This window comes from Sphingopyxis sp. NJF-3, from assembly GCF_053514865.1.
Genome location: NZ_CM130726.1, coordinates 2,480,422 through 2,498,358, shown reverse-complemented (window position 1 = coordinate 2,498,358; position 17,937 = coordinate 2,480,422). Strand labels below are relative to the sequence as shown.

The following is a 17,937-nucleotide window of genomic DNA, read 5'->3' as shown; positions in this document are numbered from 1 at the left end:
GATCGACGAAGGTGAGGGATGATGCAGAACAGCTTGTCGGTCGATGTCGAGGACTGGTTCCACGTCGGCGCCTTTGAGCGCACGATCGACCGTGCCGACTGGCCGCGGCTCGAATGCCGTGTCGAGGGGAATTGCGACGCGGTGCTTCAGATTTTCGCCGATGCCGGGGTCACCGGCACCTTCTTCACCCTCGGCTGGGTCGCCGAACGCTATCCGGCGCTGATCAAGCGCATCGTCGCGGCGGGGCACGAGCTCGCCAGCCACGGCTATGACCACAAGCGCGTCTTTGCGATGACCGCCGGCGAGTTCGCCGCCGACCTTCAGAAGACGCGCGCCATCCTCGAGGATGCGGGCGGGGCCCCGGTACGCGGCTATCGCGCGCCGAGCTTTTCGATCGACGCGCGGACGCCGTGGGCGCATCCGGTCCTCGCCGAGCAGGGCTATGCCTATTCGTCGAGCGTGGCGCCGGTGGTCCACGATCATTATGGCTGGCCGCAAAGCCCGCGCCATGCGTGGCGGCCGGTCGAGGGCAGCGATCTTGTCGAATGGCCGGTGACGACCGCGCGCGCGCTCGGCCGCACGCTGGCGGCGGGCGGCGGAGGCTTCATGCGGTTGCTTCCCTATGGCTTCACGCGCTGGGCGATCGGGCGGATGAATGCCGAGGGGCACCCGGCGATCCTCTATTTTCATCCGTGGGAAATCGACCCCGGCCAGCCGCGCGTCGCCAATGCGCCGCTGAAATCGAAAATACGCCATTACAGCGGTTTGTCGGCCATGGCTGACAAGCTGAAGAGGTTGTGCGCCGATTTTGAATGGACCCGCGCCGACGCGCTCGTCCCCGCGCAGCGCGGCCGCGCCGCGCCGTGGCGCGCCGCGGCGTGAACGCGCCCGCGCATCCTTTGGCAGGGGGCGATGTGTCGGCCGCGCCGCTCGGCGATGCGGCCGAATGGGACGCCTATGTCGCGGCGCATCCCGGCGCGACGCCCTTTCACAGCCGCACCTGGTGCGAGGCGATCACGCGCGCGACCGGGCATCGCTGTCATCTCGTCACCGCGCGCGATGCGGCGGGGGCGCTGACCGGTCTGCTGCCGCTCCACCATGTCCGCTCGCCGCTGTTCGGGCAGGCGCTGGTCGGCAGCGGCTTCGCGGTCGGCGGCGGTATCCTCGCCGACGATCCGGCGGTCGCCGCCACGCTCGCCGAGGGCGCGGCGGATATCGCGAAATCGCTCGGCGTGCCCTCGGTCGAACTGCGCGGCGGGCCGCTGCCCGAAGGCCCCGGCTGGGCCAGCGAGGAGGGCGTCTACGCGGGCTTCGCGCGCGACCTCGCGACCGACGACGAAGCCGAACTGCTCGCCATCCCGCGCAAGCAGCGCGCCGAGGTGCGCAAGGCGCTCGCCGGCGATCTCCGCGTCACGACCGGCCGCGATGCTACCGAGCGCCGCGATCATTATCGCGTCTATGCCGAGAGCGTGCGCAACCTCGGCACGCCGGTTTTTTCGCGGGCCTTGTTCGATGCCATCCTCGACGCGTTCGGAGGCGATGCCGACATCCTGACCGTGCGCGATGGTGACCGGCCCGTCGCGAGCGTTCTCAGCCTTTACTGGCGCGGCACGGTGATGCCCTATTGGGGCGGCGGCACCTTCGACGCGCGGCGGCTGCGCGCCAACGAGCTGATGTATTTCGCGCTGATGCGCCACGCTCGCGAGCGCGGCGGCACCCGCTTCGACTTCGGGCGCTCGAAGGTCGGGACGGGCCCGTTCGCCTACAAGAAGAACTGGGGTTTCGAGCCCGAGCCGCTCGTCTATGCGCGCTGGCTCGCGCCGGGCGAAAAACCGCGCGACACCAACCCGAACAGCGCCAAATACCGGCTACAGGTCGACCTGTGGAAAAGGCTGCCGCTGTGGGCGGCGAACCGCATCGGGCCGCTGATCGCGCGCGGGCTCGGCTGATGGCCGAGATATTGTTTTTGGTGCACCGCGCGCCGTGGCCGCCCGACCGCGGCGACCGCATCCGCAGCTGGCACATGTTCGAGGCGCTCGCCCGGCTCGCCCCCGTCCATGTCGCGGCGCTTGCTGACAATGCTGCCGAGGCCGCGCTCGCGCGCGCGAAAATGTCGCTGCTTTGCAAGAGCCTGGCGATCGAAGTGCGCAAGGTGTCGCGGCCGCTCGCGCTTGCGCAGGCGGTGCTGCATGGCGAGCCCGTGTCGAACCGGCTGTTTCGCAGCACGGCCTTGTCGGAGCATGTCGATAAGTTGCTCGCGAGCAGGGCGATCACCCATATCGTGGCCTTCTCGGGCCAGATGGCGCAATATCTGCCCGCGCGTTTCGACGGCCCGGTGATCATGGATTTCGTCGACGTCGATTCGGCCAAATTCGCCACCTATGCCGAACAGGATCGGGGGCAGCCGATGCGCTGGGTTCATGCGCGCGAGGCTGCCAAGCTCGGCACGTTCGAGGCCGAGGTCGCGCGCGCGGTCGATGCCAGCCTGTTCGTCAGCGAGGCCGAGGCGGCGCTGTTTCGCGATCGGAGCGGGCTGGGGGCCGGGCAGGTGCGCGCGGTCGAGAATGGCATCGACACCGCCCGCTTCGACCCCGCGCAGCCGCTGGCGACGGTGGGCGAGGGTGAGGGGCCGCTTGCGGTGTTCACCGGGCAGATGGACTATCGCCCGAACATCGACGCGGTGCGCTGGTTCGCGGACGACATCCTGCCGCTGATCCGCACGCGCCACCCGCAGGCGCGCTTCGCGATCGTCGGCCGCGCGCCGACCGTCGAGGTGCGCGCGCTCGAAGAGCGGCCGGGGGTGCTCGTCACCGGTCAGGTTCCCGATGTGCGGCCGTGGCTCGCGGCCGCCGACGCGGTGGTCGCGCCGCTGCTGCTCGCGCGCGGAGTGCAGAACAAGCTGCTCGAGGCGATGGCGATGGCGCGTCCCGTGGTCGCGAGCCGCGCCGCCGCGACCGGAATCGACGCGGAGGCGGGCGAGCATCTGCTCGTCGCCGACGATGCGGAGGCGATGGCGAGGGCGGTGTGCGGGCTGTTCGACGATCCGGCAACGGCGGCACGCATCGGCGCCGCGGCGCGCGAGCGGATGATCGCGCGCTACGGCTGGGAGGCACGGCTCGCGCCGCTCGGGCAGTTGCTGGGGCTGGCGGCGTGACCGCCCGCACGCTTTCACGGCCGCAGGGCTGGTCGCTCTGGCAGCGGCATCTGGCGGCGCTTGCCGGGCTGTCGGCGGTGATCCTGCTGATCTTCCATCGCGACGCCGCCGACATGGCGGGCATCTGGTGGACGAGCTCGGCCTTCACCCATTGCCTGCTGATGGTGCCGATGATCGGCTGGCTGGTGGCGCAGCGTGTGCCGCTGCTCAAGCCCCTGACGCCTGCCTTTTGGTGGCCCGCGCTCGCGTGGATGGCGGGGGCCGGTGTCGTGTGGCTGGTCGGCGAGGCGGCAGGGGTCGGCCTGTTCCGCCAGCTTGGGCTGGTGCTGATGCTGCAGGGCGCGGTCGCGGCGACGCTCGGCGCGAAGCTGGTGCGCGCGCTGCTCTTTCCGCTCGCCTATGCGCTGCTCCTCGTGCCCTTCGGCGAGGAACTGGTGCCGCTGCTCCAGACGCTGACCGCGCATATCTCGGTCGTGCTGCTCCACCTGTCGGGCCTGTCGGCCGAGATGGAGGGGGTGTTCATCACGACGCGCGCGGGCTTCTTCGAGGTCGCCGAGGCGTGCTCGGGGGTCAATTTCCTGATCGCGATGCTCGCCTATGCGGTGTTCGCCGCGCATCTCTGTTTCCGCAGCTGGACGCGGCGCATCCTCTTTGTAGCGCTCGCGCTCGCGACGACGATCATCGCCAACGCGCTGCGCGCCTATGGCACGATGGTCGCCGCCGAGATCTGGGGGGTCGAGGCGGCGGGCGGGATCGACCATGTCTTCTACGGCTGGATCTTTTTCGGGCTGGTCATTCTTGCGGTAATGCTCGTCGCGCGGCGCTGGTTCGACCGGCCTGCGAACGATGCGGCGGTCGATGTGGCGGGGCTGGACGGTCCGCCGCATTTGGCCGGGCCGGCGAAGGCGGTGCTGCCCGCGGCGCTTGCGATCCCGCTGATCTTCGCGGGCTGGGCGGCGCTCGCCGGCGCGCGCACGGAACCGCTTTCTCCGACGATGGCGGTAGCGGCCCCGCCCGGCTGGACCCTTGCCGCGCCGCAGGGCATCGCCTGGGCTCCACGCTTCGACGGCGCCGACCAGCGGCTCGTCCGCCATTTCGCCGATGCCCGCAGCCGCCAGGTCACCGTGGCGGTCGGCGGTTACGAGCGGCAGACTGAAGGGCGCGAGGTCGCCGCCTTCGGACAGGGCGCGGTCGACCCCGACGGCCCATGGGCGTGGAGCGCGTCGCTGCCGGCGATAGACGGGGCGAAGACCGAGCGGCTGCTGCATCCGGGGCCGGTGCTGCGCGATGCCGCGACCTGGTATGTGGTCGATGGCCGCGCGACCGGCAGCGCGCGGGCGGCGAAGATCGCGGGGCTGAAAGCGCGCCTGTTAGGCGGCGATCCGCGCGCGCTGTCGCTGATCGTGTCGAGCGAGGAAGGCGAGGGCGGCGCCCGCGCGATCGCCGATTTCGTCGCCGCGTCGGGCGGCGCGCAAGCGATGGCTGACCGCGCGCTGAAACTGCGCTAGGCATCGCGCGCATGTGCGGGATCGCGGGCCTCTATCATCTCGAAACGGCGAAGCCGGTCGATCCGGCGCGGCTGCGCGCGATGCTGCATCCCATGAGCCATCGTGGCCCCGACGGATCGGGCGAATGGACTGCGCCGGGCGTAGGCCTCGCGCACCTCCGCCTCTCGATCATCGACATCGCGGGCAGCCCGCAGCCGATGGCGAGCGACGACGAGACGGTGACGCTGACCTATAACGGAGAAATCTATAATTTCCGTGAGTTGCGTGCCGAGCTCGAGGACCGCGGACACCGTTTCCGTACCAGTGGCGATACCGAGGTGATCATCGCGGCGTGGCGGCAATGGGGCCCCGATTGCCTGTCGCATCTCAACGGCATGTTCGCCTTCGCGCTCCACGATCACCGCCGCGGCTGCCTGTTCCTCGCGCGCGACCGGCTGGGGGTGAAGCCGCTCCATTATGTCCGCCTCTCGGACGGGTCGATCGCCTTCGCGTCCGAACTCAAGGGGCTGCTGCGCCACCCGCTGCTGCGGCAGGAGGCGAATCTGTCGGCGGTTGAGGATTTCCTGGCGCTCGGTTATGTGCCCGACGACAATTGCATCGTCGCGGGGGTGCACAAGCTCCCAGCGGGCTATTTCCTCCTACTCGAACGCGGCAAGCCGCTACCCGCGCCGACCTGCTGGTGGTCGCCCGATTTTTCGCGGCGCATCCGCGCGAGCGAGGACGAAGCCGCCGAGCATCTCGTCCACCTGATGCGTGCCGCGGTGACCGACCGCATGGTCGCCGACGTGCCGCTCGGCGCCTTTCTGTCGGGCGGGGTCGATTCGAGCGCGGTCGTGGCGCTGATGGCGGAAGCCAGCAGCAAGGCGGTCAAGACCTGCACGATCGGTTTTGATCAGGCGGCGCTCGACGAGACCGCTTACGCGCAGCAAATCGCCGAGCGGTTTGCGACCGACCATCGCACCCGAACCGTCGCGGCGGTCGACTTCGCGCTCGTCGACCGGATCGCCGACATGTTCGACGAACCCTTCGCCGACGCGAGTGCTCTCCCGACCTATCGCGTCTGCGAACTCGCGCGCGAACAGGTGACGGTGGCGCTGTCGGGCGACGGCGCCGACGAGGCGTTCGCGGGTTATCGCCGGCTCGTCTTCCAGCATCAGGAGGAAAGGCTGCGCGGGCTGATCCCGGCCTTTCTGCGTAAGGGGGTGATCGGGCCGCTGGCGCGCGTCTGGCCGCAGACGGACTGGGCGCCGCGCCCGCTGCGCGCGCGCGCGACGCTCGCCAGCCTCTCGAAAACCGGAGCCGAGGGCTATGCCGAGGCGGTCGGCGTGACCGGCCCGACGCAGCGCGCCCGGCTGTTCAATGACGCGGCGCACCGCGCGCTCGGCGATCATGTCGCCGAAGCGCGCTATTGGCGGGCGATGGCCGAGGCGCCGGCGCGCGAGGCGCTCGACCGGGCGCAATATGCCGACCTCAAGATCTGGCTGCCGGGCGATATCTTGACCAAGACCGACCGCATGAGCATGGCGGTCAGCCTCGAAGCGCGCGAGCCCCTGCTCGACTATCGTCTCGTCGAATTCGCCGCCAGCCTGCCCGCGTCGATGCGCGTCAAGGGCGCGACGGGGAAGGCGGTGCTCAAGCGCGCGATGGAACGCTATCTGCCGCACGACATCCTCTATCGCCCCAAGATGGGCTTCGTGACGCCGGTCTCGCACTGGTTCCGGGGGCCGCTCGCCGAACAGGCGCGCGGGCTCGCCACCTCGTCGACTCTCGCGCGCTCAGGCTGGTTCGACATGGCGGAAATCGAGCGCCTCGTCGCCGCGCACCAGTCGGGGCGGCGCGATCATGGGCGGCTGATCTGGCAATATTTCATGCTGGAGAAGTCGCTGGCGAGATTGTTCGGGATTTGAGGTCTTCTCCCCTCCCGCAAGCGGGAGGGGCTTATAGGCATCGCCACTTCATCTTAACCCTTGGCGGCTACGCTCGCCACCGATGACGGTCCATCCTGCCTTTCCTGTCGACGGCACCCCGGTGCCCGCCGGCGGCGCGCCGCTGACGGTGCGTGTCGTCGATCCGCTGGCGCTGTCGACCGACCTCGCCGCGGCGTGGGACGCGCTCGCGGCCGAGCCGAGCGAACCCAACCCCTTCGCCGAACGCTGGTGCCTGCAATCGGCGCTGCACCTGTTCGACCCCGACCGGCAAGCGCGGCTGGTGATCGTCCAGGGCGCGCCCGACGGGCCGGTGATCGGCACGATGCCGCTCGCCGCCGCGACGCGCTACGGCCGCCTGCCGCTGCGGCATGTGACCGGCTGGGCGCATCCGAATCATTTTCACGGCGCGCCGCTCGTCCGCGCAGGATTCGAAAGCCTGTTCTGGTCGATCCTGCTCGGCTGGTGCGACGCCGCCCCGTGGGCGCGCACGCTCGTCCACCTGCCGCGGCTGACCGAGGACGGGCCGTTGCACCGCGCGCTGGTCGAGGTCGCGCGTGCGCGCGGTGGCGAGGCCGTGACCGTCCACCGCGAAGAACGCGCGCTACTCGAAAGCGAGCTGTCGCCCGAAGCCTATTGGGACGCAGCCATCCGCGCCAAGAAGCGCAAGGAATTGCGCCGGCAGGCCAGCCGGCTTGCCGATCAGGGACAGGTCGGCTTTCGCCGCTGGCAGGCGGGCGAGGCGCTCGATCCGTGGCTCGATGCCTTCCTCGCGCTCGAAGCGCGCGGATGGAAAGGCCAGGCCGGTTCGGCGATCGCGAGCCATGGCGACACCGAAGCCTGGTTCCGCGCGGTGCTCGGCGGCGCGGCGGAGGCGGGCAGGCTCGACCTGCGCGCGCTCGACCTCGATGGCCGCCCGCTCGCGATGCTGGTCAACTTCCTCTGCCCGCCGGGGGGCTTCTCGTTCAAGACCGCGTTCGATGAGGATTATGCCCGTTTCTCGCCCGGCGTGCTGCTCCAGCAGGCGAACCTCGACCTGCTGCACGATGCGCGCATCGCCTGGGTCGACAGCTGCGCTGCGCCCGACCATCCGATGATCGACAGCGTGTGGCGCGAGCGCCGCCGCCTCGTCTGGGTCAATGTCCCGCTGTCGGGCACCGCCGACCGGATGCGCTTCGCGGCGCTCCGCAGGATCGAAACCTTGTGGCGGCGCTGGAAGCGTCCCGCACCCTCCGCCGCAGAAATCCAGGACCAGCCATGACCGCGCATCAAGCCATCACCCGCCCCGTCTTCCCGGCCGAAACGCTCGATGCGATGGAGCGGCTCTATCCGCTGCACACGGGGCTGCTCCGCCACCGGCTGCCCGACCATCCCTTGCTGTCGCTCGCGGCGCTGGCCGATCTCGGCGAGCGGTTGCCCGCCGCGCAGGTCGAATATAATCCGGGCGACCTTCCCGTCGGTATCCGGCCCGAGGACGTGCCCTCGAACGGCCTTTCGATCGGCGAGACGATCCGCACCATCGACACGAACCGGAGCTGGGCGGTGCTCAAGAATATCGAGAGCGAGCCCGCCTATCGCCAACTGCTCCTCGATCTGCTCGGCGAGCTCGAACCCGTGGTCGCGCCGCGCACCGGCGCGATGCTGACGCCGCAGGGCTTCGTCTTCATCTCGTCGCCGGGCTCGATCACCCCCTATCATTTCGATCCCGAGCACAATATCCTGCTCCAGCTGAGGGGCAGCAAGGTAATGAACGTCTGGCCCGCGGGTGACGAGCGCTTCGCGCACCGGATGGAGCACGAGCGTTATCACACCGGCGGCCACCGCAACCTCCCGTGGGAGGATGCGTTCGAAGGGGAGCAGCAGCGCGTGCCGCTCGCCGCCGGCGATGCGGTGCTGATGCCGGTGATGGCGCCGCATTTCGTCGCCAATGGCGATGCGCCCTCGATCTCGCTGTCGATTACCTGGCGCAGCGAATGGAGCTATCGCGAGTCCGAGGCGCACGCCGCGAACGCGGCGCTGCGGCGTATGGGACTCGACCCCGCGATGCCGCCGCGCTGGCCGAACCATGCCCGCGCGAAAACGCTCGGCTGGCGGATCGCGCGCAAGCTGCGCCTCGTATCCTGACACGCCTTTGCGACAGATCGCTTTCCATCGCGCCGATTTGGCGTTATGGGCGCGCATCCCCGATATTTCGAGCCCATAGAGGATAGATGGCGAAAGAAGAACTTCTGGAAATGCGCGGCCAAGTGGTCGAACTGCTGCCCAACGCGATGTTCCGCGTCAAACTGGAAAACGATCACGAGATTCTGGGCCATACGGCCGGCAAGATGCGCAAGAACCGCATCCGTGTGCTGGTGGGCGACGAAGTGCTCGTCGAGCTCACCCCCTATGACCTGACCAAGGGTCGGATCACCTATCGCTTCAAGTGAGCGGCGCGGCGAAAATGCCCGCCCCCGTGCGACATCTGGTGCTCGCCTCGACCTCGCCGCGCCGGCGTGAATTGCTGGCGCGGATCGGCGTCACGCCCGTCCGCATCGCGGCCCCCGACATCGACGAGACGCCGCTGAAGGGCGAGCTTCCGCGCGCCTATGTCGCGCGGCTGGCGCTCGGCAAGGCACTGGCGGTCGAGCGCGCGGCGGACGAGGTCGTGCTTGCGGGTGACACGACGGTCGCGGTCGGGCGCCGTATCCTCGAAAAGCCCGTCGACGAGGCCGATCTGCGCCGCATGCTCGGCCTGCTATCGGGACGGCGGCACCATGTCTGGTCGGGCGTGTGCGTCGTCGATGCCGACGGCAGGCCGCGGGCCCGCGTCGCCGATACCATCGTCGCATTCAAGGTGCTGAGCGCGGCGGAGATCGACTGGTATGTCGAAAGCGGCGAGGGGATGGGCAAGGCGGGCGGCTATGCGATCCAGGGCCGCGCCGAAACCTTTGTCCGCTTCCTTTCGGGGAGCCATTCGAACGTGGTCGGCCTGCCGCTTTTCGAAACCCGCGCGCTGCTGAGCGCCGCTGGCGTGCCGCTTGGCTGAGTGGCTCTATGAAGCCGGGATCGGCGAAGCGCGCGCGGCGCTCGTCGAGGGCGGGCGGATCGTCGAGGCGCGGATCGAGCGCGAAGGCGAAGGCCCGCGCGTCGGCGCGGTGCTCGCTGCGCGGCTGGCGGAGCCAGGCAAGGTTGTGCTCGATGCGCCGGGCGAACCGGTCGCGACGATCGCGGGCGTACCGCGCGACCTATCGACCGGCACGCGGCTCACCGTCGAGATCACCCGCATGGCGCTGCGCGAGCGCGGGCGCGACAAGCCCGCGCGGGCGCGCATTGCCGAAGCGGGGGCCGCCTTGTCGGACGGTCCCGATCTGCGTGCGCGGATCGAAGCGACGGGCTTGCCCGTCACCGAAAGGCATACGACCGGCCCTGACCAGCTCGAAGAGGCCGGCTGGTCCGAACTGATCGACCATGTCCGCACAGGCCATTGGCCCTTCGCGGGCGGCACGCTCTGGGTCGACGCGACGCCCGCGATGTTGCTGATCGACATCGACGGCGAGGGCGACGGTTTCGCGCTCGCCAAGGCTGGAGCGGAGGCGGCCGCGCATGTCATCCGCTGCTGCGACATCGGCGGCTCGATCGGGATCGATTTTCCCTCGCTTCCCGGCCGCGGCGAGCGGCTGGCGATCGATGCGCTGATCGATGCGTTGCTGCCGCAGCCGTTCGAGCGCACCGCGACCAACGGCTTCGGTTTCTTGCAGATCATCCGCCGCCGCGAGCGGCCGTCGCTGGTCGAGCAGGTGCGGTTCGATCCGGTCGCGACCGACGCGGCGCTGCTCCTCCGCCAGGCCGAGCGCGCCATCGGCCACGGCCCGTTGCAACTGACCGCGCGTCCGGCCGTTGCCGATCATATCGAGGCGCATCCCGACTGGATCGCCGAACTCGGCCGGCGCACCGGCCGTCCGGTCGCGATCATCGCCGACGCCACCGTGAAAGGAGCCGGCCATGCCCAGTGACGTCCCCGCGAAACCGCGCCGCTGCCCGCTCTGCGGCAAGCCGCGAGCGGAGGAATACAAGCCTTTCTGCAGCCGTGGCTGCCGCGACCGCGACCTCAATCGCTGGTTCGACGAGGGCTATCGCGTGCCCGTCGATCAGCCGCCCGACGGTACCGCCGACGACGATCGTTTCGACGAGGGCTGATGCGCCAAAATAGGGCGAGAAAGCCACTGGACAGGATGAAACACCCTGCCTATAGCCGCCGCTCGCCAGCAGGCCGACCGGCCTCGCGGAGCCCGTGCCCGGGTAGCTCAGTTGGTAGAGCATGCGACTGAAAATCGCAGTGTCGGTGGTTCGATCCCGCCCCCGGGCACCATAAATTCGCCAGGTTCCGCGGACTGCCGCCCGATTTGCCGTGCGGCTCGACCGCAAGGGCATGCGGCGATCACGCGCCGTGGTCCCCTTCCGATCTTTCGCCTCCTCGCATGAAGCGAAGCAGGTCTTCGGCGCCCGCGCGGAGGTAAAGCGACCGCTCGTCGGCCGACAGCACGTCGATCGCAGCTATATCCGAGCAAATCTGGTCGAGGCGTGTCAGCACCAGGCGCGCGCGCACCCGTTCGATGCCTCCGGACAAGGCCGCCTGAAAACCACCGACGCCATCGCCGCCCAGCATGTCGATCAGGCGGTCGCCGTCGTGCCGCAGCCGCTGCCTGAAGCTGGACTCGAAGGTCGCGAGCTGGATCACCAGCGAGGTGATATAGCCATGCTCGACATAGATATGGGCGAGGCGGTGGAGCCAGGTTTCGAGCGCGGCCTGATCGGGATGCGTCATCGCCGTCAGTTCGCGGTAAAGACCCAGCCAGTCGGCCTCGATCGAATCATAGATGGCGAGCGCCAGCGCCAGCTTCGAATCGAAATGGGTGTAGAAGGTCGCCCGGCTCACCCCGGCCGCAGCGATCAGTTCGTCGATCGTCGCGAACACATAGGGCGTGACTGAAAAGACCGAGGCCGCGCCCGCGAGGATCGCGGCGCGCGTCTGTTCCTTGCGCTGCTGCTGAAATTCGTTCCGCCCGCCGGTGCGCAGGCCTTTCGGACGGGAAGCTTTGATGCCGGTCATGCCGCGGGGTCGATCAATATCTTGCAGTCGGCCGAAGGCTTGCGGAGCCCCTCGAACGCGGCGGGCAGCGCATCGAAGCCGATGGTGCGGGTGTGCAACGGTTCGGGATTCGCGCGCCCGGCGGCGATCGCGCCGATCACCGCGTCGAAATCGCGTTCGGTATAGCATTGGCTGAACCGCAGCGAGACCTCCTTGCCCAGCGCGGCGACCGGCTTGATCGCGTCGTCCTGGAAACAGGCGCCGGCGACGACGACGCGGCCGCGGATGCCCGCGAGGTCGATGCATTGCTGGATCAGTCCCGGCACGCCGACGCATTCGAAGATCACCGGTGGCGCGCGGTTGGCGATGACGGCAAAGGCCGTGTCGACCGGCCCGGCGCCAGGGTCGATCGTCGCGGTGGCGCCAGCCTCGATCGCGAGCGCGCGGCGTTCGGCGAAGCGTTCGCTGACGACGACGTTGCGCGCGCCCGCGAGCCGCGCGAAGAGTGCGACCGCGACCCCGATCGGCCCCGCGCCGATCACCAGCACATCGTCGGCGGCGCTGAGATCCGCCATCGCGACCGCATGATGCGCGACCGCGAGCGGCTCGACCATCGCGCCCTCGTCGAAGCCGACCCCGGCGGGCAGAGGCTGCAGCATCGCGGCGCGCGCGGTCACATATTGGGCATAGGCGCCCTGCGCGAGCGGCGAGGTGCCGGTGAACATGCCCGTCCGGCAGAGGCCGGGCAGCCCCGCGTCGCAGGCGTCGCATCGCGAACAGGCGTGGAGCGGCAGCGCCGTCACCCGGTCGCCGACCACCCAGCCGCGCACCTCCGCGCCGCATTCGACGATCGTTCCTGCGAACTCGTGGCCGAAGATGGTGCCCGCGGGCGCGAAGCCATATTCGGCCATGTGCAGGTCGGACCCGCAGATGCCCGCGCGTGCGACCTGGATCACCACCTCGTCGGCCTTCGGGCGCGGGTCGTCGACCCGGTCGATGGTCAGCGGCTGGCCTGCGCTTTGATAGATTGCTGCGCGCATCGGTCAGCCTGCCGCGCCATAGGCGGCATAGACCTCGCCGATCGAGGGATTGCGGCGCAGCGTCTGGCCGCCGCTGACATGGATGGTCTGGCCGGTGATGAAGGAGGCCTCCTCGCTCGCCAGCCACAGCGCCGTGTCGGCGACGTCGGCGCAGCGGGTGCTGCGACCGAGCGGCACCTCGCGCCGATAGAGCGCGGCGACCCTGTCCAGCATCAGCCCGCCGCCCGACATAGGCGCATCGACCACGCCCCCCGGCGCGATCGAATTGGCGCGGATGCCCTGAGGACCGAATTCGTGCGCGATGCAGCGGACGACATGGTCGATACCCGCCTTGGTGCCCATATAGGCCGCGTGATCGTCGAACATGATCGTCGCGGTGACCGACGAGATCTGGATGATCGACCCGCCCGACGGCATCGCCGCGACGAGCGCCTGAAAGAAGCGGAAAGGCCCGGTGAACTGGACCGCGTTCATCGCGTCGAGGTCTTCGCGGGTCATGGCGAGGAAGGGTTTGAGCAGCCCCCAGCCGGTCGCATTGACCCCGACGTCGAGCCCGCTCTGGTGCGCCGCGGTGTCGGCGACGAGCCGCGCGGGATCGCCCTCCATCGTGATATCGCACGCCTGCCAGTCGGCGCCGATCGTCGCCGCCACCTCGGCAAGCGCTTCGGCACGGCGGCCCGCGATGGTGACGCGCGCGCCTTCCTCGATATAGCGCCGCGCGATCGCCTCGCCGACATTGCCGGGGGCGACCCCCAGCACGAGCGCCGATTTGCCGGCCAGCCTTCCGTTCGTCATCTCATTGCTCCCCGAGGTCGATCACCGTCACCGGGTCGCTGCCGTCCCAGCCCCGCGCCGCGGCGATTCCGGAGGCGACCATCTCGCGCATTCCGGCGCCTTCGATGAATTCATAGAGGAAGCCGGGATCGTCCGGGGCCTCCAGATAGGCGACGCGGGTCGAGGGGTTCGACGCCTCGAACACCACCGACAGTCCCCGCGCGGTCGCGCTTGCCACCGCTGCGTCGAGGTCATCGACGATCCACGCCATGTGATGCATCCCGCAAAGCGCCGCGCCGCTGCCGTCGCGATAGGGGGAAGGGGCGTCGCCGACCGGCTGGATCAGCTCGATCTGGACGTCGCCCTGATAGGCCAGCGCAACGTCGATCGCGACATGGGTCGGCTCGCCTCGAAAGCGTCCGTCGAGCGTCACGCCGCGAAAGACGGTCCAGGGGCCGAGGCCGAGCGCGCGCATCCGGCTGGACAGCGATCGGTCAAGGTCGGCGACCACAAAGCCGATCTGGTCGATCGGTCCGAGCATCCTATCCGCCATCCGGCTCCCTTTCCTGCATCCCCGAGTCATCCCGGGGGCGGTGACGGGTATCCCGAACTATTAGTTCGGTCAATTGGTTCAGTATGTAACCACGCCGGTTGCTGAATCCGGCGAGGATAGGTTTCCAGAGCATCGGGATCGACCCGGAGAAGGGTGGGCGGCATTTCCGAGCGCCACCGCTATTCGCCACAGGAGTGAACAGTGTGGTTACAACCGTGCGCTTTATCGGCATGGAAGGTCGGTTATCGTCCCGCTCCACAATCGGGCCACGCAGAAGAAGCCCGGATATTGGCGGCTCCAAAAGACCCGTCGCTGGAGAGGGAGGACTTATGGCATTTCGGAAAACGGCTCTTTGGGCGATCATGGCCGCGTCGGCGCTCAATTCCTCGGTCGTGATGGCGCAGGAGGCGTCCGGGGACGAAGCGGCGGGAAGCCCGGCTGCGAGCGAGGGCGACATCGTCGTCACCGCCCAGCGCCGCGAAGAGCGGCTCGTCGACGTGCCGATCTCGGTTTCGGCGGTCGGCACCGCCGCGCTCGATCGCGCCCAGGTGAGCACCGTGACCGACCTCGCGACCGTCGTGCCGAATATCCAGATCAACGAAACGATCGGCAACACCTATGGTCCGCTGATCACGATCCGTGGCCTGTCGCCATCGGCCGACACCAGTCTCGCCCGCGACCAGCCGGTGGGGCTCTATATCGACGGCGTGCCGATCGGAAAATCGACCGGCGCCGCCTTCGACACGGTCGATCTCGAGCGCGTCGAGGTGCTGCGCGGCCCGCAGGGCACCCTCTATGGCAAGAACACCATCGGCGGCGCGGTCAACATGGTCACGCGCGAACCGTCGGGTGAGTTTGGCGGCCAGTTTCTGGTCGGCGGCGGCAGCTATGGCCAGTTCACCCAGCGCCTGTCGGTCGACCTGCCCGAAGTGGCGGGGTTCAGCGCCAAGGTCGGGGTGGTGACCAAGCTCGACGGCGGCTATTTCCGCAACACCGCGCGCGGCGAGCATTATGGCAAGCAGGAATTGTGGGCGGGCCGTTTCGACCTGATGTGGCGCCCCTCGGACAATTTCAGCGCCCGCTACGCCTATGACATCAGCGACAGCAAGGGGACGCCGAACCAGCTTGCGCTGAGCGCCGTCACCGGTTCGGGCCAGACCGCCTTCCTCAACACCCTGATCGACGATTATGTCGTGACCAGGCGGACGCGCGACACCGCGGCGCAGAGCGCGATCCTCAGCGATTTTCGCACCACCGGCCATGCGCTGACCCTCGAATGGCAGCCCGGAATCGGCGATCTGACGCTGAAGTCGATCACCGCGCGCCGCACCGCTTTCACCGATTCGGCCAGCGATTTCGACGGCACGCCGCTCGACCTGCTGCGCATCATCCTGCGCAACAATTACAAGCAGTTCACGCAGGAACTTCAGGCGATCGGCACCGTCGGCGATTTCAAATACACGCTCGGCTTCTTCTATCTCGACGACGACTATGACGTTTATAACCCACGCTGGAATTTCCAGTTCGGCGGCGACAATTACGACGTCAGCGATCGCGGCGGGCACTCGAAATCCTACGCCGGCTACGGGCAGCTCGCCTGGACGCCGCAGGCGCTCGACGAGCGGCTGACGGCATCGGTGGGGCTGCGCTACACGCGCGAATCCAAATATGCCTATGAACTGCTGCTCGCCAACTCGGCTTACAGGACCGACCCGACGGCACCCGGCGCCGGCGTGTTCGTGCGCGACGAGGATGGCAATCCGGTGACGCGCAGCGGCGGGCCGGCTTCCGGCGCACGCCCCGGCTCGGGCGGTCCCGGCTACACCGACCTCAGTCCGCTCGAAAATTCGGGGGTGTGGAAGCGCTTCAATCCCGAATTCAACATTCTCTACAAGATTCAGCCCGATTTCTCGATCTACGGGCGCGTCGCGACCGGGTTCAAGAGCGGTGGGATCAACGACACCGCGGCGACCAACGCGGCCTTCATGACGCCCTATAATCCCGAAAAGCTGACGTCGTTCGAGGTTGGCGTGAAATATGCGGGGTGGAACAATGCCCTGCGCCTCAACGCCTCGGTCTACCACTCGATCTACAAGGATTTCCAGGCGGGGGTGTTCGTCCCGTCGCTGGTGACGACCAACATCATCAACGCGGGCGAGGCGAAGTTCACCGGGTTCGAAATCGAGGGCACGCTGCGGCCCGTCGACAGCCTGGTCCTGAGCTTCGGCGGCGGCTATGTCGATGCACGCTATACCGATTTCGTCCTGCCCGACGGCACCGACGTCACCGACACCTATGTCCTCTCGCGCGTGCCCAAATGGAATTATCAGCTCGGCGCCCTCTATCGGCAGGACGTCGGGGTCGGGCGGATCGAGGCAAGCCTGAACTATAGCTGGCGCAGCAGCCAATTCTCTTCGATCACGCCCGATCCACTGGCCAGGATGCCGTCCTACGGGCTGCTCGACGGGCGCCTCGCGCTCGCCGGGATCGAACTCGGCGGCGGCACGACCGCGGAGATCGCGCTGTGGGGCAAAAATCTGACCGACAAGGAATATAAGGTCAGTGCGATCAACCTCAGCATCCTGACGCTCAGCCAATATGGCGATCCGCGCAGCTTCGGTGGAGAGCTGCGCATTCGCTTCTGATCGGGGCGGTTCGATGCCGGTGTTGTCATCCCCGTCGCTGGCCGGGTCGCGGTGGGTGCTGCCCTTTCTGGGGGCGGTCACCTTTCTGACCGCGATCGGCAACCTCGGCCTCGTGTCGGTGATGCCGGCGATCGGGCGGATGCTGCACATCCCCGATTTCCTCGTCGCCGGCATCTTCTCGGTCTCGGCACTGACCTGGGCGGTCAGCTCGCCCTTCTGGGTGTCGCGCATCGGGCGTGGCGGGCCCGCTTTCTATATCCGCGGCGGCCTCGTCGGCTTCGTGCTGTCGATGGGCGGCTGCGCCCTGTCGGTCGAGCTCGGCCTGCTCGGTCTCCTGCCGCCGCTCGCGACCTTCGGCTGTTTCGCGATATTGCGGTCGGTCTATGGCCTGCTCGGGTCGGCGGCGGCGACCGCGACGCAGGCGCTGGTTGCGGCCCGCACCGAGGGTGCGCAGCGAACGCAGGCGATCGCCGGCCTCGCGGGCGCGCTCAGCCTCGGAACCATCGTCGGCCCCGCGATCGCCCCCGCGATGATGGTCGAGCCGCTGGGGCCGCTGGGTCCGATGCTCGGCTTCGCCCTGTTTGGACTGGTGGCGCTCGCCGGCGCCTATCTTTTTCTGCCCGCCGAAGCGCCGGGGCGGACGGCGGCGTCCGCCGATCCGCGCGGGCCGTCGCTGACCGAGGTGTGGCGGCGCAGGACCATCGGCCGTCATCTCAATTTCGGGCTGCTGCTCTGCTCGGCGCAGGCGATCAACCTCTATACGATCGGCTTCGTCATCATCGACCGGACGCCCGCCGGGACGCTGACCGCGCAGCAGATGATCGGCATGGCGATGACCGCCGGCGCCATCGCCGCGCTGCTCGCGCAATGGGGGCTCGTTCGGCTGCTGTCGCTTTCGCCCCTGTCGATGATGCGGGCGGGCGCGGGGCTCGCCTGTGCCGGCAATGTCCTGGCGGTGGCGGATGGCGGCGTCTGGGCGGCGACGTCGGGGTTCGTCCTCGCCAGTTTCGGTTATGGGCTCGCGCGGCCCGGTTTCAGTGCGGCGGCGTCGCTCGCGGGGTCGGCGAAGGAGCAGGTCGGCATCGCCTCGGCGATCACCCTGATCGCGGGCGCGTCGATCACCCTGCCGCCGATCATCGCGTCGATGGCCTATCAGGGGTGGCGCCCCGCGCCCTTCGCGATCGCGGCGGCGATCGGCGGTGCGCTGCTGCTCGATTATCTGCGCCCCGAACCGGCCGGCGCCATTGTCCATGACGAGCGATAGTGC

Annotated in this window: 17 protein-coding genes and 1 tRNA gene; 14 read left to right on the top strand and 4 right to left on the bottom strand. The window is 68.7% G+C overall.

Annotation, left to right across the window (positions count from 1 at the left end):
- The first annotated feature begins 18 nt into the window (after positions 1–18).
- The 12 genes from ACOTSS_RS12170 (at position 19) to ACOTSS_RS12115 (ending at position 10,938) form a co-directional block, all read left to right on the top strand.
- On the top strand, positions 19–882 hold the full coding sequence (locus ACOTSS_RS12170) for an XrtA system polysaccharide deacetylase (protein ID WP_448688409.1): 864 nt from the start codon (positions 19–21) through the stop codon (positions 880–882).
- Positions 879–1,949, top strand: coding sequence for a FemAB family XrtA/PEP-CTERM system-associated protein (locus ACOTSS_RS12165; RefSeq protein WP_448688408.1), 1,071 nt, complete (start codon positions 879–881; stop codon positions 1,947–1,949). Before ACOTSS_RS12170 ends, ACOTSS_RS12165 begins: the two co-directional genes overlap by 4 nt.
- The gene (locus tag ACOTSS_RS12160; RefSeq protein ID WP_448688407.1) at positions 1,949–3,154 is read left to right on the top strand and encodes a TIGR03087 family PEP-CTERM/XrtA system glycosyltransferase; all 1,206 of its coding nucleotides are present in this window, start codon (positions 1,949–1,951) and stop codon (positions 3,152–3,154) included. Before ACOTSS_RS12165 ends, ACOTSS_RS12160 begins: the two co-directional genes overlap by 1 nt.
- Positions 3,151–4,662 carry an exosortase A gene (gene xrtA, locus ACOTSS_RS12155; RefSeq protein ID WP_448688406.1) on the top strand — a complete coding sequence of 504 codons (1,512 nt, stop codon included), beginning with the start codon at positions 3,151–3,153 and terminating at the stop codon, positions 4,660–4,662. Before ACOTSS_RS12160 ends, xrtA begins: the two co-directional genes overlap by 4 nt.
- Before the next feature lie 11 nt (positions 4,663–4,673).
- On the top strand, positions 4,674–6,569 hold the full coding sequence (locus ACOTSS_RS12150) for an XrtA/PEP-CTERM system amidotransferase (RefSeq protein ID WP_448688405.1): 1,896 nt from the start codon (positions 4,674–4,676) through the stop codon (positions 6,567–6,569).
- Between the two features lie 82 nt (positions 6,570–6,651).
- Positions 6,652–7,848, top strand: a complete 1,197-nt coding sequence (locus ACOTSS_RS12145) for a GNAT family N-acetyltransferase (protein ID WP_448688404.1) — start codon at positions 6,652–6,654, stop codon at positions 7,846–7,848.
- Positions 7,845–8,711, top strand: coding sequence for a transcriptional regulator (locus tag ACOTSS_RS12140; RefSeq protein ID WP_448688403.1), 867 nt, complete (start codon positions 7,845–7,847; stop codon positions 8,709–8,711). Before ACOTSS_RS12145 ends, ACOTSS_RS12140 begins: the two co-directional genes overlap by 4 nt.
- A gap of 86 nt (positions 8,712–8,797) precedes the next feature.
- Entirely contained in the window at positions 8,798–9,016 is a 219-nt protein-coding gene (gene infA, locus ACOTSS_RS12135; protein ID WP_010162480.1) for a translation initiation factor IF-1, read from the top strand.
- Positions 9,017–9,030: 14 nt separating this feature from the next.
- The gene (locus ACOTSS_RS12130) at positions 9,031–9,615 is read left to right on the top strand and encodes a Maf family protein (RefSeq protein ID WP_448688402.1); all 585 of its coding nucleotides are present in this window, start codon (positions 9,031–9,033) and stop codon (positions 9,613–9,615) included.
- Entirely contained in the window at positions 9,608–10,582 is a 975-nt protein-coding gene (locus ACOTSS_RS12125; RefSeq protein WP_448688401.1) for a ribonuclease, read from the top strand. The genes ACOTSS_RS12130 and ACOTSS_RS12125 overlap by 8 nt, the downstream gene beginning before the upstream one ends.
- Entirely contained in the window at positions 10,572–10,766 is a 195-nt protein-coding gene (locus ACOTSS_RS12120; RefSeq protein WP_448688400.1) for a DNA gyrase inhibitor YacG, read from the top strand. Before ACOTSS_RS12125 ends, ACOTSS_RS12120 begins: the two co-directional genes overlap by 11 nt.
- 96 nt (positions 10,767–10,862) lie before the next feature.
- Positions 10,863–10,938 (top strand) — tRNA-Phe (locus tag ACOTSS_RS12115).
- 69 nt (positions 10,939–11,007) lie between these two features.
- On the opposite strand, the gene ACOTSS_RS12110 is transcribed toward ACOTSS_RS12115, so the two are convergent.
- Genes ACOTSS_RS12110 through ACOTSS_RS12095 form a run of 4 tightly spaced genes read right to left on the bottom strand, consistent with a single transcriptional unit; the run spans position 11,008 to position 14,013 of the window.
- Positions 11,008–11,679 (bottom strand): TetR/AcrR family transcriptional regulator, encoded by a 672-nt coding sequence (locus ACOTSS_RS12110; protein WP_448688399.1) that lies wholly within the window; start codon positions 11,677–11,679, stop codon positions 11,008–11,010.
- Positions 11,676–12,698, bottom strand: coding sequence for an alcohol dehydrogenase catalytic domain-containing protein (locus ACOTSS_RS12105; RefSeq protein ID WP_448688398.1), 1,023 nt, complete (start codon positions 12,696–12,698; stop codon positions 11,676–11,678). The genes ACOTSS_RS12110 and ACOTSS_RS12105 overlap by 4 nt, the downstream gene beginning before the upstream one ends.
- Positions 12,699–12,701: 3 nt before the next feature.
- Positions 12,702–13,493: an SDR family NAD(P)-dependent oxidoreductase gene (locus ACOTSS_RS12100; protein WP_448688397.1), complete on the bottom strand. Its 792-nt coding sequence runs from the start codon at positions 13,491–13,493 to the stop codon at positions 12,702–12,704.
- A gap of 1 nt (position 13,494) precedes the next feature.
- Complete coding sequence (locus tag ACOTSS_RS12095) at positions 13,495–14,013, bottom strand: VOC family protein (protein WP_448688396.1); 519 nt, start codon at positions 14,011–14,013, stop codon at positions 13,495–13,497.
- Positions 14,014–14,354: 341 nt separating this feature from the next.
- On the opposite strand from ACOTSS_RS12095, the gene ACOTSS_RS12090 reads away from it, so the two are divergent.
- Together ACOTSS_RS12090 and ACOTSS_RS12085 are read left to right on the top strand one after the other, a co-directional pair.
- Positions 14,355–16,670, top strand: a complete 2,316-nt coding sequence (locus ACOTSS_RS12090; protein WP_448688395.1) for a TonB-dependent receptor — start codon at positions 14,355–14,357, stop codon at positions 16,668–16,670.
- Positions 16,671–16,683: 13 nt separating this feature from the next.
- Positions 16,684–17,934 (top strand): MFS transporter, encoded by a 1,251-nt coding sequence (locus ACOTSS_RS12085; protein ID WP_448688394.1) that lies wholly within the window; start codon positions 16,684–16,686, stop codon positions 17,932–17,934.
- The last annotated feature ends 3 nt before the right edge of the window (positions 17,935–17,937 follow it).

Coding starts and splice junctions, on each gene's coding strand:
- ACOTSS_RS12170 (WP_448688409.1), top strand. CDS start 19: ATGATGCAGAACAGCTTGTCGGTCGATGTCGAGGACTGGTTCCACGTC.
- ACOTSS_RS12160 (WP_448688407.1), top strand. CDS start 1,949: ATGGCCGAGATATTGTTTTTGGTGCACCGCGCGCCGTGGCCGCCCGAC.
- ACOTSS_RS12150 (WP_448688405.1), top strand. CDS start 4,674: ATGTGCGGGATCGCGGGCCTCTATCATCTCGAAACGGCGAAGCCGGTC.
- ACOTSS_RS12145 (WP_448688404.1), top strand. CDS start 6,652: ATGACGGTCCATCCTGCCTTTCCTGTCGACGGCACCCCGGTGCCCGCC.
- ACOTSS_RS12140 (WP_448688403.1), top strand. CDS start 7,845: ATGACCGCGCATCAAGCCATCACCCGCCCCGTCTTCCCGGCCGAAACG.
- infA (WP_010162480.1), top strand. CDS start 8,798: ATGGCGAAAGAAGAACTTCTGGAAATGCGCGGCCAAGTGGTCGAACTG.
- ACOTSS_RS12130 (WP_448688402.1), top strand. CDS start 9,031: ATGCCCGCCCCCGTGCGACATCTGGTGCTCGCCTCGACCTCGCCGCGC.
- ACOTSS_RS12120 (WP_448688400.1), top strand. CDS start 10,572: ATGCCCAGTGACGTCCCCGCGAAACCGCGCCGCTGCCCGCTCTGCGGC.
- ACOTSS_RS12110 (WP_448688399.1), bottom strand. CDS start 11,679: ATGACCGGCATCAAAGCTTCCCGTCCGAAAGGCCTGCGCACCGGCGGG.
- ACOTSS_RS12105 (WP_448688398.1), bottom strand. CDS start 12,698: ATGCGCGCAGCAATCTATCAAAGCGCAGGCCAGCCGCTGACCATCGAC.
- ACOTSS_RS12100 (WP_448688397.1), bottom strand. CDS start 13,493: ATGACGAACGGAAGGCTGGCCGGCAAATCGGCGCTCGTGCTGGGGGTC.
- ACOTSS_RS12095 (WP_448688396.1), bottom strand. CDS start 14,013: ATGCTCGGACCGATCGACCAGATCGGCTTTGTGGTCGCCGACCTTGAC.
- ACOTSS_RS12090 (WP_448688395.1), top strand. CDS start 14,355: ATGGCATTTCGGAAAACGGCTCTTTGGGCGATCATGGCCGCGTCGGCG.
- ACOTSS_RS12085 (WP_448688394.1), top strand. CDS start 16,684: ATGCCGGTGTTGTCATCCCCGTCGCTGGCCGGGTCGCGGTGGGTGCTG.